Source organism: Mobilicoccus sp. (genome assembly GCF_032060985.1).
Classification (GTDB): domain Bacteria; phylum Actinomycetota; class Actinomycetes; order Actinomycetales; family Dermatophilaceae; genus Mobilicoccus.
Genome location: NZ_DAMBGD010000001.1, coordinates 175,697 through 188,699 on the forward strand (window position 1 = coordinate 175,697; position 13,003 = coordinate 188,699).

Below are 13,003 nucleotides of genomic sequence, written 5' to 3' on the forward strand. Positions count from 1 at the left end.
ACCCGAGCGACGCCAGGGGGCCGTGTGGGATCGGGCGTGTCGAGGCGTCGGCCGTGCCACCTGGACCGTCGCCGGGGTCAGACCGGACGGACCCGCCCGACGTGGTGCCAGAACCGGGCCCGGATCTGGTGGCGTGTCGCGTCGTCGAGGTCGCGCTCGTCGCCGCGACTCGACAGATCGACGAGGAGGGCGCGGTCGAGTTCCGAGGGGATGACCGGAGCGGCGGCCTTGAGCTCGGCGAGAGCGTCCGGGGTCGCCGAGGAGCACCACGCCGCGACCACCTGACGGGCCACCGCGTCGACGACGGCGAGGGACATGCTCGGGTCGTCGGGCGAGGGGGAGGGGATCGCTGCCGCGGCACCGGGCAGGGCCACGCCGACCGCCTTGCGGCGGGCGAGGATCGCGGGGGAGGGGGCGCTCGGAGCAGGCGTCGCGGCCGGTGCCTGCTCGCCCACGTCGCCGGGGTCCACCCGGGCCGGTCCCGGGCCGGGCACCCCCACCGGTGCCGGCTCGGTGGCGGACCGGGGGGCCGCGGAGTCGGCGGGTGTCGGGGCTCGGCCGCCGACGTCCTCGGCTCCCGCGACGCCGTGGACGCGGACGGTGCGGCGACGTTCGCGGGGTGGGCCCGGGAGCGGTCGCCTCGTCGAGGACGGGTGAGGGCTCGCGGGGTCGTCGTCGAGCACACCTGTCGTGAGAGGGGATTCGTTCGACGATCCCGTCTGTCGGTCGGCCTCGGGTGAACCGTCCGACCCGTCGGGGTGCTCGTCGTCGCGGTGCTCGTCCACGACACCGAGGGAGGGGATGAGGGACTCCGGGATGGCGGTGGGCTTGAAGGCATGGTCGATGGCGGCCTGGTCGATGACCTGGGTGCGGTCGACCTCGCGGAGGAGGTGTTTGGAGACGGCGAGCGGCCTCTCGTCATGGCGGGGTACCGCGAGGATCACCACCTGCACCCCGTGGCTCTGGGCGTCCTCGACCGCCTCGGTGAGGTCGTCGTCCCCGGAGACGAGGTAGACGACGTCGGCGATGCGCTGTCGTGCCTGGATCGCGAGGTCGAGGCCGATCCGGACGTCGACGCCCTTCTGCTCCCCGGAGTACGACAGCCGACCCAGGCGCAGCTTGACCCCGGGGATCTGACCGATCTCGTCCTGGGAGGCGTCCGGCATCCCACCGGGCCGCCCGCCCGCGTCGTACCAGTTGACCCGGAGGAGCGGCAGGCCCGAGTCGGCCTCCGCGTGGGCGACCAGCCACTCGATGAGCGAGGCGTAGTCGGCCTGGATCCCCCGCCGCAGCGAGCTGCCGGCGACCCGCGTGGCCGCCGCCGCCAGGAGATAACCGACGTCGACGTAGACCGCGCAGCAGGACCTCATGTCCCCACCATGACAGAGTCCGCGCGGCTGTCCACATCCCTCGCGGTGACGCGTGCGGACGCCTCGGCCGAGGTGCGGGGGGTAGCCGCGCCGTGGGTGTGCGCCGGGAGCGACGGCCGGTCGATCAGTAGGTGAACCGGCGGACCAGGTCCTGCAACTGCGCCGCCCGCGTCGCGAGTTCACCGGCGGCCTGGGCCGACGCCGCGGCCGCGTCCGTCGTCTCCGTGGCGCCCGAGGCGGCCTGGCCGACGTTGCGGGCGATCTCGTTCGCGCCGCCCGCGGCCTCGCTCACGCTGCGGCTCATCTCGTTCGTCGTCGCGGTCTGCTCCTCGACGGCACTCGCGATGGTCGACTGGGTGTCGTTGATGCGGGCGATGATCGTGCTGATCTCGCTGATCGCCGTGACGGCGGCCTCGGTGTCGACCTGGATCTGCTCGACCCGACGGCTGATGTCCTCGGTGGCCTTGGCGGTCTCCTGGGCGAGGTCCTTGACCTCGTTGGCGACGACCGCGAAGCCCTTGCCGGCCTCCCCGGCACGGGCCGCTTCGATCGTCGCGTTGAGGGCGAGGAGGTTGGTCTGCTCGGCGATGCTCGTGATGGACTTGATGACCTCGCCGATCTCGGCCGAACTCTCGCCGAGCTTCGCGACCGTGATGTTCGTCTGGTCCGCGACCTGGACGGCCGAGGCCGCGACGCCCGCCGCGTCCTGGGCGCTCGCGGCGATCTCCCGGATGCTCGCCGTCATCTCCTCGGTGCCGGCGGCCACCGTCTGGATGTTCTGCGACATCGTCTCCGCCGAGGAGTTGATGACCCCCAACTGCTCGGACGAGGCGCGGGACGTCGAACCGACCTAGGAGGACACCGCCGTGAGTTCCTCGGAGGCGGTCGCCACCGTGGTCGACGCGTCGCCCACCTGGGCCATGACGTCCTGCATCGAGGCACGGGTCGCCTCGGCGGCGAGCGCCATGCGGCCCACCTCGTCCTGCGTCGTCGCCTGGGCGGGAACCGTGAGGTCACCGCGGCCCATCGCCTCGAGCGTCGCCCGGACCGAGTTCACGGCGACGAGGATCCCCCGGGCGATCCACAGCGCGAGGGTGACGAGGAGAGCGGCGACGAGGAGGGCCACGCCGAGCATGACGAGGCTCGCCGTGGTCTTCGCGGAGGCCTTGGCCGCCACGGCGTCGTCGACGCGGGTCTGCACCGCGGCGATGAGGGCGTCGGAGGCGTCGGCCGCCTTCGTCGCCGCCTCGGTCGACTCCCCGAGGGTGACCTTCTGCGCCTCGGCGATCTTGCCCTGTCCGACGAGGGTGATGACCCTGTCGTCGGACGCCTTGAATGCCTCGTAGCTGTTCTCGAGATCGGCGAGGGCGGCCTTGCTCTTCTCGAGCTTGAGGGCCGGGAAGGCGGCGAGGTCCGCCTCGGTGGACTTGAGGGCCCCGAGGTAGGTCGCGCGAGACGGGTTGGCGGGGTCCGCGACGGCCTTGCCGTCGACATGAGCCTGAAGCATGTAGCGGTTCTGGGTGCGCTTGAGGTTGTAGACGTCGGCCTTGAGTTTCTGGGCGGAGGTCTGGATGTGGTTCGCCGCGTTGATCTCGTCGGCGGCGGCGTCCATCACCGTCAACGACCATTCGCTCGTCGCGCCGAGGGCGGCCATGCCCAGGAGGCCGACGGCGCCGACCGTGAGGATCTTCGGTCGCGGGCCCAACCGGGTGAAGAACGAGCTGCGGGGCGCGGTGCCGGGGGCGTGTGGCCGTTCCATGGATGTCCGCTTCTCCGCGACCCTCGGCCGCTCGCACGCCACGTCACCGTGGTCTCCGACAAGGGGTGACATGACGGCTGTGATATCGGCCACCCGGGGAGTCATCTGAGCGGCGTCGGAACGCAACTCGGCGAGCGGAGACGTCCTCGTCGACAATCGCCGTCGGACGTCGCCGGGCCTCGCCTGTCTCGACAGCGCTCGTGGTCTCCGTCCTCCTCATCCGCGGGCGGGCATCGTCACGGGCGGACCGGGGCTGGCGGTGTCCCCGGCTCCGCGGGCCGTGCGCGTACCGTCGAGGGATGGCGCGTGCAGACGAGGCGGCGAGGGGCCCGGATCGGGAGGGGCTGCGTGAGGCCCTCGATCGGGCCCGGGCGGACGCCGCCGCGCGTGTCGCCGAGTTCGACACGGTGGCGAGGGGACTCGCCGCCGCCCGAGGGGACGCGGACGGTGACGACGAACACGACCCCGAGGGGTCGACGGTCGCCTGGGATCGTGCCGTCGCCGACGCGGCGGCGGACGCGGCGCGGCGCCACCTCGCCGACGTCGACACCGCCCGCCGCCGCCTCGACGCCGGGTGGGACGGCTCCTGCGCGGCGTGTGGCCGGCCCATCCCGGCAGCACGGCTCGCGGTGCGCCCGCAGACGGATCGCTGCGTCGACTGCGCCTGACGCGGGGGAGGGGCGTCGAGATCCTCCGATAGCCTTGTGCCCGTGTTCACCAACCTGTCCGACCGCCTCACGCTGACCTTCAAGCACCTGCGTGGCAAGGGCCGCGTCACCGAGAAGGACGTCAACCAGACGATCCGCGACATCCGCGTCGCCCTTCTCGACGCCGATGTCGCCCTGCCGGTGGTGCGCGCCTTCACGTCGGCCGTGCGGGAGCGCGCGCTCGGCAGCGAGGTGCACGAGGCGCTCAATCCGGGCCAGCAGGTCGTCAAGATCGTCAACGACGAACTCGTCGGCATCCTCGGCGGCCAGACCCGCACGCTGCAGTTCGCCAAGAACCCACCGACGGTGATCATGCTCGCCGGCCTCCAGGGGTCGGGTAAGACGACCCTCGCGGGCAAGCTCGGCGCCTGGCTCAAGCAGCAGGGACACACGCCGATGCTCGTCGCGGCCGACCTCCAGCGTCCGAACGCGGTCACCCAGCTCGAGATCGTCGGTGAACGCGCCGGCGTGCCGGTGTTCGCGCCCGAACGGGGCAACGTCGCCGGATCGGACGCCGCCGTCGAGTTCGGCTCGGGGACACGCGGGTACGGCGACCCGGTCGCCGTCGCCCGGGCGGGCGTCGAGGAGGCCACCCGGCAGCAGCGTGACGTCGTCATCGTCGACACCGCCGGCCGTCTCGCCATCGACATGGAGTTGATGAAGCAGGCCCGCGACATCCGCGACGCGATCTCCCCCGACGAGGTCCTGTTCGTCATCGACGCGATGATCGGTCAGGTCGCCGTCGAGACCGCGCAGGCGTTCGCGGACGGGGTCGACTTCACCGGCGTCGTGCTCTCCAAGCTCGACGGTGACGCCCGCGGTGGTGCGGCGCTGTCGGTCGCGCACGTGACGGGCAAGCCGATCATGTTCGCCTCCACCGGTGAGAACACGAAGGACTTCGAGGTCTTCCACCCCGACCGGATGGCCTCGCGGATCCTCGACATGGGTGATGTCCTCACGCTCATCGAGCAGGCCCAGCGGGCGTTCGATCAGCGCGAGCAGGACGAGATGGCGCGCAAGTTCCTCGCCGACGAGGACTTCACGTTCGACGACTTCCTCCAGCAGATGGCCGCCGTCCGCAAGATGGGCAACCTCAAGCAGCTGCTCGGCATGATGCCGGGGATGAACCAGATGCGGGACCAGCTCAACGCGCTCGACGACAAGGAGTTCGACCGCGTCGAGGCGATGGTGCGCTCGATGACCCCGTTCGAACGCAACCACCCCAAACAGATCAACGGGTCCCGCCGGGCCCGCATCGCCAGGGGGTCCGGTGTCCACGTCAGCGAGGTCAACGGCCTGCTCGAGCGGTTCGGTGAGGCGCAGAAGATGATCCGCCAGCTCAAGCGGGGCGGCGGCATGCCGGGCATGCCCGGCGGCGGTGGTCCCGCGGCCAAGAAGAAGGCCCCGCCGAAGAAGAAGGGCAAGAGCGGCAACCCCGCCAAGCGGGCCCAGCAGGAGAAGGAGCTGGAGCTCAAGGCGCAGCAGGCGCGCGAAGCAGCGATCTCGGCCGCCCTCGGTGGCGGCGGCGACCAGGCGGCACCGGGCAGTGCGCTGGGGGCCGGTGGCAAGGGCGGCCAGGGCGCTGCTCAGGGTGGTCAGCCCAACCCGGCCGACCTCGCCGAGGCGATGAAGGACTTCGACCCGTCCCGCCTGCCGAAGGGCTTCGACAAGTTCCTCAAGTGACCGACGCACCCTGAGTCGAGCTGTCCGCAGCTGACACCGCGTACGCGCCACCCCGGCTGCTCGTGCGGCGAGGCACCTGCCGGGGTGGGGATGCACCTCCTGGTGGAGGTGCACGAGCCGAGGTGGCGGTGTCAGCGCGAGGTCTTCGGCCCGTCATCATGAGGGCGTGTCTGTTGCCGCCCTGTGGGGGTTCGTCGCTGCGTCGTCGCTGCTCATCGGCGCGGTCCTCGGTCTGGTCCGACCGTGGTCCTCGCGTCTCGTGGGCACGGTCCTCGCCTTCGGTGGAGGTGCCCTCATCGCGAGCATCGCGTTCGAGTTGTTCGAGGAGGGGCTGCACGACGGTGGACCGGTGCCCGTGGGCACCGGGCTCGCGGTCGGGGCGCTCGTCTATCTCGGGGCCAACAAGGTCGTCGAACGCGCGGGCAGCGACGACCCGGTGGACCCGGATCGGTGTCTCGAAGGACCGACCGGGCCCCTCGACGCCGACGACGCCTCGACGGTCGGACAACCCTCCGTCCAGGGTCGACGCCGGGCGCAGGGCGGGACCTCTCTCGCCGTCGGGGCGTTCCTCGACGGCATCCCCGAACAGGCGGTGCTCGGCATCGGTCTTGCGGCCGGTGGGGACGTCGGCGTCGCGCTGCTCGTCGCGATCTTCGTCTCCAACCTGCCCGAGTCCATCGGTTCGGCGACCGACATGCGGGAGGCGGGGCGATCACGCGGCTTCGTCCTCGTCCTGTGGGCGGGTGTGACGGCGGTGTGCGGTCTCGCGACGATCGCCGGGTATCTCGTCGCGGACGTCGTCAAGGCGCCGGTCCAGGGCGGGATCCAGGGATTCGCGGCGGGCGCGCTCCTCGTCATGCTCGTCGACTCGCTCATCCCCGAAGCCCGTGAGAAGGCGGGGGAGTCCGCGGGTCTCGTCACCGTGCTCGGGTTCGCCTTCGCCGCCGGGTTGTCCTTCCTCGTTTGAGGTCTCATCGAGACGCCGTCGACCCCTCGCCCCGGGCTGCCACCACGCGCTCGTCGGACATCCCCCGTGCACTCCCTCGATCCACACGTCGAGCGGCGGAGACCGCCGCGGCGGTGTCGGCGCACCGCCACACGTCGCCCCGGTCCTGGCGGTGGAGTCGTTCTGCGGTGATCACGCCGGGAGAGACCCACTCGCGTGATCGGGGCGAAGAGTCCGCTCTGGCGGGGAGGAGATCGGTAGGGTCGTCCCATGAGTGCGTCCGTACTGCAGGTGAGGGGCCGGATCCTCCGAGGACCCGACGACGTCGTCGACGAGTTGTGGGTCGTCGACGGCCGCCTCACGTTCGAGCGCCCGGCGCAGGCCGCGGCCTCCGACGTCGAGACGGTCGACGGATGGGTGCTCCCCGGACTCGTCGACGCGCACTGCCACGTGGGTCTGGACTCCCGCGGCGCCGTGGAACCCGAGCGTGCCGTCGAGCAGGCCCTCACCGACCGCGACGCCGGCACCCTGCTCATCCGCGATGCCGGGTCGCCGCTGGACACCCGGTTCGTCCAGGAACGCGAGGATCTCCCGCAGCTCATCCGCGCGGGTCGCCACATCGCGCGCACGCGGCGGTACATCCCCAACTTCGCCATCGAGACCGAGCCCGAGCACGTCGTCACCTACGTGCGGCAACAGGCCGCGCTCAGCGACGGCTGGGTCAAGCTCGTCGGTGACTGGATCGACCGCGAGGTCGGCGATCTCGCGCCCTGTTGGCCCCGCTCCGCGCTCGAGCTCGCGGTCGAGGCCGCGCACGAGGAGGGGGCGCGTGTCACCGCCCACTGCTTCGCCGAGGAGTCCCTCGTCGACTTCGCCGCGGCCGGCGTCGACTGCATCGAGCACGCCACCGGCCTCGTCCCCGAGACCGTCGAGACCTTCGCCCGGCAGGGCATCGCGATCGTCCCCACGCTCGTCAACATCGCGACGTTCGGCGACATCGCCGCCGCCGCCGAGAAGAAGTACCCCGGCTACGCCGCGCACATGCGGGACCTCCACGAGCGCCGCTACGACACGATCGGCGCCGCGCACGAGGCCGGCGTGCCGATCTACGTCGGCACCGACGCGGGCGGCAGCCTGCCCCACGGCCTCGTCGCCCAGGAGATCGCCGAACTCACCAAGGCCGGGATGACCTCCCTGGAGGCGATCTCCGCGGCGACCTGGGGAGCCCGGGAGTGGCTCGGCCGCGAGGGCCTGACCGAGGGTGCCCAGGCCGACTTCGTCGTCTACCGGGACGACCCCCGCGAGGACGTCCGCACCATCGCCGACCCCCACCGCATCGTCCTGCGCGGCGCCGTTGTCCGCTGAACTGCGCCCGCTGTCGGCCGTGGGGGAGCGGGTCCGCATCGACACGGTGCTCGACAGCGACATCCCGATCTATCGCCGCGCCGTCGAGGAGTCCCGCGAGCGCATCCGCCCGTGGAACCCCGTCAACGCGGATGATCTCGCCTACCACCTGAGCCGTCAGAGCGACGAACACCGCACCTTCCTCATTCGCGCGTTGCCGCCGGTGCGACGACGCGGGCACGACATCGTCGGCAAGGTCAACCTCACCGGCATCCAGCGCGGGCGGGCCTTCTCCGGGGTCCTCGGTTACGACGCCTACGACCCCTATGCGGGGCAGGGGCTGTTCGCCGAGGGACTGGCACTCGTCGTCGACGTCGCCTTCGCCTCCATGCCCCGCGGGCTCGGGCTCAACCGCGTCGAGGCCGCGGTACAACCCGGCAACGTGCGCTCGGCGGGGCTGTTGCGGTCCTTGGGTTTTCGGCGACGGGGTTTCTATCCCCGCTACCTGTGGCTCGCCGACGGCAGCGGGCGGGAGGACTGGCGCGACCACCTCGTCTACGGCGTCGACCGGGAGGAGTGGCCGGCGATTCCCTACGCCCCGCACCGTGGGCTCCGGCCGCTCGTCCTCCTCACGCCCGGCGCCGCGGTCACCGTCCACGGCAGGTCCGTGGGCGGAGAGCGCGATGTCGGCGGGCACGGGGACGGCGTGGCCGTCCTCGACCCCGAACTCGTGCGCCGCGCGCGAGCCCTCGCCGGTGAACTCGCGGTGCCGGTGCTGCGTGTCGACGGCACCCCGTGGGGGACGCGGGTGGACGACGCCCTCGGCGGGGCCGTCCTGCTGGCCGACGAGGCGCACCTCGACGCGGAGACCCGGCGCCGTATCCACCTCGTCGTCGCCCCCGACGACGTCGCCGACGCTGCGGGGGTGACCCGTGTGGCCCTGCACGCGTGGCAATGCGCCCATGCCCGACCGGCCGACCGATCGGTTCGATTGGCCACGGCCGACTGACCACAGCCGATCGACCACCGTCCACTGACCACCCGGGTCGAGCACGACCAGCATCCCGCAGCCGGGTGAGGGGTCGGTGCTCGTCGGCGCAGAGCCTCACCCCCCGGTCGTCGTGTGTCGGTACCCGTCGGCGGCGCCGTGCTCGTCGATGGCGGCCGTGCTCGTCAGTGCCGGTGGCCGTGACGTCGCTCGGGACCGGCCGTGGCCGTGACCGGGCTCGGGGCCTCAGTGACGGTGGCCGTCATGGCCCGTGATCGCGCCCGGGGTCGCCGGGGTCGCCGGTCCGGTCGACCGGCCGGCAGTGGCCGGGGTCGTCGCGGTGCCGTGCGGGTGCCCGCCGCCGGGCTTGTGGGCCTGGCCACCGTTGTCGTGATCGCCGTTCTTGTGATCGCCGTTGTCGTGATCACCGTGGCCGTGGGAGCCGGCGGTGGGGGCATGGAGCAGCACCATCCGGGTGGGCGTGCCGCCCACCGGCATCCGATCCCCGACGGTTCCGCTCGCCAGGTCGACCTCGACGATCTCCCCCCGGCTGGGCACCGAGAGGAAGGCCTTCTCGGTCGTCGCGACGATGTCGGGATTCGCGGCGACCGCGGTCGTCTCCTCCGCGGTCACGGGCGTCCGCGGGGCGACGCGCACCTCCGAGCGCAGGGCGCCGGTGCGACCGTCCCGGATCTGAAGGTGGCCCTCGTAGGTGAGGACGAGCAGCCGCGAGCCGACGGGTGTCGTCGCCGTGCGCAGCGCGTGCCGCGCCTGGCCCCCGTGCGCGAGCGGGAGGAGCGAGACCGTCACGGCCTTCCCCGAGGTGTCCACGCGATGGAGGGCGGCGCCGGGCCCCTCGGTGGAGCCCCACCGGATGCCTCCGGCGCCCGGCACGAGCGAGCCGATCCTCTCCGTGGAGGGGTAGGCGGTGCGCTGGGCTGCCCTCCCCGCCCCTGCGCCCGGGTCGGCGGGGATCGTCAGCAGTCCGTCCCGGCAGGCGAAGACGACCCGTCGACCCGACTCGTCGGGGCTTGCGCCGTGGAGTCCGGGGCAGCCGGTGGCGACGGACAGGGTGCGTCCGGTGCGGGCGTCGAGCGAGCGGATCTCTCCCTTGCGGAGGTATCCCACGTGCAACACCGGTGCCTTCGTGCCGTTGCGGGTGGTGACGAAGGAGTAGTGGTCGGGCCGGCCGAGGTCGATCGTGCGGGACTGCGCCCGGGCGAGACCGACGAGCTTGTCGAGGCGCACGCCGTGGAGTTGCGCGGTGCGTTCGTCGACGAAGTGGAGGTGCCCGTCGAACTCGGGGAGCCGTCCGTGGTGGACGCCGCCGGGGGCCTGGCCCACCCAGGTGCGGGCGACGAACGGCAAGCCCGCGCGCCCGGTCTTCTCGTCGAAGGAGGTGCGGAGGAACGTGGCCGTCGCGCGATCGGTGTCACGCCCACGCATGGCCACGGCAGTGGTGCCGTCCGCGCTGCGCGCGAGGCTGATCGGGGCCCTGGGGGTGGAGACGCGCGTGACGAGGCGGCCGTCGTCGAGGACGACGATGTCTCCGGTGGCGCTGTCGGAGACGAGCAGGCGTTCGCCCGCGGTCCAGGATTCGGGGGTGACCGGTGTCGGCGGGTGCGCCGCCGCCGGGGCGGCGCCGAGGCCGACGACGAGGGTGACGAGGGCCGCGCTGCGCAGGACGCGGGTTCGCATGGGGGACATCGACTCTCCACGGGGGTGAGGGGAAGGACGGCGTCACCCTATGTCAGAATCATTCTCAATAAGAGAGATGTGGTGGGGAAGCTCGCTGCTCCTCGTGGTCGGGACCGAGCCGTCGGCCTCACCCGCCGCGGGTCGCGCTCCCGCCGGCGGCCAGCAGGCGTTCGACCTGGGACTGCAGGGATCCCGAGAGCAGTTCGAGCCCTCCCCGGCCCTCGATGGAGGTCGACATCTCGGCCACGCGGGCGTCGATGCCCTCGATCGCCGCGGTGATCGCGCCGAGCGCGTTCGCCGCCTGACGGGCCGCCGCCTGCGTCGCCTCGACCTGTTCGGCGATCCGACCGGAGGACGAACTCGTCTCCTCGGCGAGGGTCTTGACCTCCGCGGCGACGACCGCGAACCCCTTGCCGGCCTCACCCGCCCGAGCCGCCTCGATGGTCGCATTGAGCGCGAGGAGCTTGGTCTGCGAGGCGACCTGCGCGATGAGTCGCACGGCCTGGTCGATGTCCGCGCTCACCCGTTCCAGGTGTGACACGGTCGCGAGAGCGGAGTCGGCCTCCGACACGGCGGTCCTGGTCGAGGCCGAGAGCCCGGTGGCGGAGGTGTGCAGGTTCCGCGCCGCCTCGGCGAGGTGCTCGGACACCGTCGAGACCCCGTCGGCCAACCCCTGCCGTTCCAGGTCACGGGCCTCGAGGGCCTGGTCCCGCTCGAGCATCGACTGCCGTGCCTCGTTGATGCGCAGCGCGCCGTCCTTGAGCCGGCCCGGCATGCCGCGGGGGAGGAACCGGCGGTGATACCGGCCCTCGCCCGCAGCTCGCAACGACAGCTCCGTCTCGAGTGCGAACGCCTGGAACAGGTCGATGACGTCGTTGACGCGGTGGGCGAGGCGGACCTGTTCCTCGGGCGCATCGAGGAGCACGGTGCGGGCGTCGAGGTCGCCGGCGAGCACGCGCTCCAGGACATCCTCGATCACCGCGCAGACCGCCGGCGTCGTGTGCCCGTCCGCCGCCGTCGGCCCCGTCGGAGGCACGGGATGCGGGGTGTCCCCTCCGCGGGTGGGACGCCTCATCGCGTGAGGCTCGTCGTGCGTGCGATGAGGTCCCACACGAACTCGTCGTAGGACACGCCCCGTTCCGCGAGCACCCGCCCCACGAGGGCGAGGGAGGCCTCCGCCGCCTCCACGGTGCGCCGGTGCCGTGCCTCCTCGGCGCGCATGAGGTCGTACACCGCGTCGACCTCCCGCACCGCGGCGGGCTCGGGACACCGACGCCAGGAGTGGTGGCCGACGATGCGGCCGGCGGCGTCGAGGCTGGGGGTGACGTGCGCGAGCACCCAGTACGTGTCGCCCGACTTCGTCATGTTCTTGACGTAGGCGAAGATCTCCTGTTTCGCCTCCAGGGTGTCCCACAGCAGCTTGAAGACCCCGCGCGGGAAGTCGGGGTGCCGGATGACGTTGTGCGGCCGACCGACGAGTTCGTCCTCGCGGAACCCGCTCACGCGGCAGAAGACGTCGTTGGCGTAGGTGATGACGCCCTTGGGGTCGGTCTTGCTGACGATCACCTCGTCGGCGCCGAACGTGACCTCCCGGCCCGTCGGCGTGACGGTGCTCTGACGCATCGGTGATTCCGTTCTCGCGGCGGCGGGCCGTTCGCGAGGCGCACGGCAGGGGGCTCCTTCAGGTTCGGCGGCGAGGGGTACGCGATGAGCGATTCGTGCGATCGTGTGGGCCGCCGTCGCTCACCCGCGAAGGCCGGGCGCTTATCGGGGCCATGGCCGGTCCGCGATCGCCGCCGGGGCGGGGGCTCCCTGCCGGGCGGCGATTCCGCCGCACCGGGGTGGGTCTGGCACAATGGTCGGCTGTACCCGCCCGGCCCCAGTTCGCCGGGATCTCGGGCGCCTACACCCCGAGCATCGGTTCCCCGGCCTCGCCTTCCTCCGGCCGGTCTCGCCGTGCTCATGATCCATGAGGAGACCACCACCGTGGCCGTCAAGATTCGTCTCAAGCGGATGGGCAAGATCCGCAGCCCCTTCTACCGCGTCGTCGTCATGGACTCGCGCACCAAGCGCGACGGCCGTGCCATCGAGGAGATCGGGCTCTACCACCCGACCCGTGAGCCCTCGGTCATCCAGATCGACTCCGAGCGGGCGCAGTACTGGCTCGGTGTCGGCGCGCAGCCGACCGAGCAGGTCGCCGCGCTGCTCAAGGTCACGGGCGACTGGCAGAAGTTCAAGGGGGAGGCCGGTGCCGAGGGCACCCTCAAGGCCCAGCCCGAGAAGCCCAGCAAGAAGGACCTCTACGAGGCCGCGATGGCCGCTGCCGGCAAGGCCGACGAGGACTACGAGAAGAACCCGCCGAAGAAGCGCGAGCCCAAGGCGAGCAAGGCTCAGGAGGCCACCGCGGCCGCGGAGGAGACCCCCGCCGAGGTCGCCGTCGAGGACGCTCCCGCCCCTGAGGCCACCGAGGCCGCCGAGGCGAAGACCGAGCAGTCCACCGAAGCCTGA

12 protein-coding genes are annotated in these 13,003 nt (G+C 72.1%); 6 read left to right on the top strand and 6 right to left on the bottom strand.

Annotated elements, in window-relative coordinates; genetic code table 11:
* Positions 1 to 77 precede the first annotated feature (77 nt).
* The 3 genes from RT054_RS00745 to RT054_RS00755 all read right to left on the bottom strand — a co-directional run bounded on the left by RT054_RS00745 (position 78) and on the right by RT054_RS00755 (position 3,129).
* Positions 78 to 1,370: an NYN domain-containing protein gene (locus RT054_RS00745; protein WP_313021602.1), complete on the bottom strand. Its 1,293-nt coding sequence runs from the start codon at positions 1,368 to 1,370 to the stop codon at positions 78 to 80.
* A 124-nt stretch (positions 1,371 to 1,494) separates the two neighbouring features.
* Positions 1,495 to 2,157: a methyl-accepting chemotaxis protein gene (locus RT054_RS00750; RefSeq protein WP_313021604.1), complete on the bottom strand. Its 663-nt coding sequence runs from the start codon at positions 2,155 to 2,157 to the stop codon at positions 1,495 to 1,497.
* Between the two features lie 63 nt (positions 2,158 to 2,220).
* Positions 2,221 to 3,129: a methyl-accepting chemotaxis protein gene (locus RT054_RS00755; protein WP_313021606.1), complete on the bottom strand. Its 909-nt coding sequence runs from the start codon at positions 3,127 to 3,129 to the stop codon at positions 2,221 to 2,223.
* A 299-nt stretch (positions 3,130 to 3,428) separates the two neighbouring features.
* On the opposite strand from RT054_RS00755, the gene RT054_RS00760 reads away from it, so the two are divergent.
* From RT054_RS00760 to RT054_RS00780, 5 genes are all read left to right on the top strand, one after another.
* The gene (locus RT054_RS00760; RefSeq protein WP_312718403.1) at positions 3,429 to 3,797 is read left to right on the top strand and encodes a TraR/DksA C4-type zinc finger protein; all 369 of its coding nucleotides are present in this window, start codon (positions 3,429 to 3,431) and stop codon (positions 3,795 to 3,797) included.
* Positions 3,798 to 3,839: 42 nt separating this feature from the next.
* Positions 3,840 to 5,519, top strand: a complete 1,680-nt coding sequence (gene ffh / locus RT054_RS00765; protein ID WP_312718401.1) for a signal recognition particle protein — start codon at positions 3,840 to 3,842, stop codon at positions 5,517 to 5,519.
* A 166-nt stretch (positions 5,520 to 5,685) separates the two neighbouring features.
* On the top strand, positions 5,686 to 6,486 hold the full coding sequence (locus tag RT054_RS00770; protein WP_312718399.1) for a hypothetical protein: 801 nt from the start codon (positions 5,686 to 5,688) through the stop codon (positions 6,484 to 6,486).
* A 249-nt stretch (positions 6,487 to 6,735) separates the two neighbouring features.
* Positions 6,736 to 7,830 (top strand): amidohydrolase family protein, encoded by a 1,095-nt coding sequence (locus tag RT054_RS00775; protein ID WP_312718397.1) that lies wholly within the window; start codon positions 6,736 to 6,738, stop codon positions 7,828 to 7,830.
* Complete coding sequence (locus tag RT054_RS00780) at positions 7,820 to 8,818, top strand: GNAT family N-acetyltransferase (protein ID WP_313021614.1); 999 nt, start codon at positions 7,820 to 7,822, stop codon at positions 8,816 to 8,818. Before RT054_RS00775 ends, RT054_RS00780 begins: the two co-directional genes overlap by 11 nt.
* Before the next feature lie 225 nt (positions 8,819 to 9,043).
* Here RT054_RS00780 and RT054_RS00785 read toward each other — a convergent pair whose 3' ends face one another.
* The 3 genes from RT054_RS00785 to RT054_RS00795 form a co-directional block, all read right to left on the bottom strand.
* Positions 9,044 to 10,504, bottom strand: coding sequence for a hypothetical protein (locus RT054_RS00785; protein ID WP_313021618.1), 1,461 nt, complete (start codon positions 10,502 to 10,504; stop codon positions 9,044 to 9,046).
* A 118-nt stretch (positions 10,505 to 10,622) separates the two neighbouring features.
* The gene (locus RT054_RS00790) at positions 10,623 to 11,570 is read right to left on the bottom strand and encodes a methyl-accepting chemotaxis protein (RefSeq protein WP_313021619.1); all 948 of its coding nucleotides are present in this window, start codon (positions 11,568 to 11,570) and stop codon (positions 10,623 to 10,625) included.
* On the bottom strand, positions 11,567 to 12,118 hold the full coding sequence (locus RT054_RS00795) for a PAS domain-containing protein (protein WP_313021622.1): 552 nt from the start codon (positions 12,116 to 12,118) through the stop codon (positions 11,567 to 11,569). Before RT054_RS00795 ends, RT054_RS00790 begins: the two co-directional genes overlap by 4 nt.
* Before the next feature lie 363 nt (positions 12,119 to 12,481).
* On the opposite strand from RT054_RS00795, the gene rpsP reads away from it, so the two are divergent.
* Positions 12,482 to 13,003 (top strand): 30S ribosomal protein S16, encoded by a 522-nt coding sequence (gene rpsP, locus RT054_RS00800; protein WP_313021624.1) that lies wholly within the window; start codon positions 12,482 to 12,484, stop codon positions 13,001 to 13,003.

Excerpts from the sequence above, each read along its gene's own strand:
- RT054_RS00755 (WP_313021606.1), bottom strand. The coding sequence starts at position 3,129 with ATGGAACGGCCACACGCCCCCGGCACCGCGCCCCGCAGCTCGTTCTTC.
- RT054_RS00795 (WP_313021622.1), bottom strand. The coding sequence starts at position 12,118 with ATGCGTCAGAGCACCGTCACGCCGACGGGCCGGGAGGTCACGTTCGGC.
- RT054_RS00750 (WP_313021604.1), bottom strand. The coding sequence starts at position 2,157 with ATGTCGCAGAACATCCAGACGGTGGCCGCCGGCACCGAGGAGATGACG.
- RT054_RS00775 (WP_312718397.1), top strand. The coding sequence starts at position 6,736 with ATGAGTGCGTCCGTACTGCAGGTGAGGGGCCGGATCCTCCGAGGACCC.
- RT054_RS00790 (WP_313021619.1), bottom strand. The coding sequence starts at position 11,570 with ATGAGGCGTCCCACCCGCGGAGGGGACACCCCGCATCCCGTGCCTCCG.
- RT054_RS00785 (WP_313021618.1), bottom strand. The coding sequence starts at position 10,504 with ATGTCCCCCATGCGAACCCGCGTCCTGCGCAGCGCGGCCCTCGTCACC.
- RT054_RS00745 (WP_313021602.1), bottom strand. The coding sequence starts at position 1,370 with ATGAGGTCCTGCTGCGCGGTCTACGTCGACGTCGGTTATCTCCTGGCG.
- RT054_RS00760 (WP_312718403.1), top strand. The coding sequence starts at position 3,429 with ATGGCGCGTGCAGACGAGGCGGCGAGGGGCCCGGATCGGGAGGGGCTG.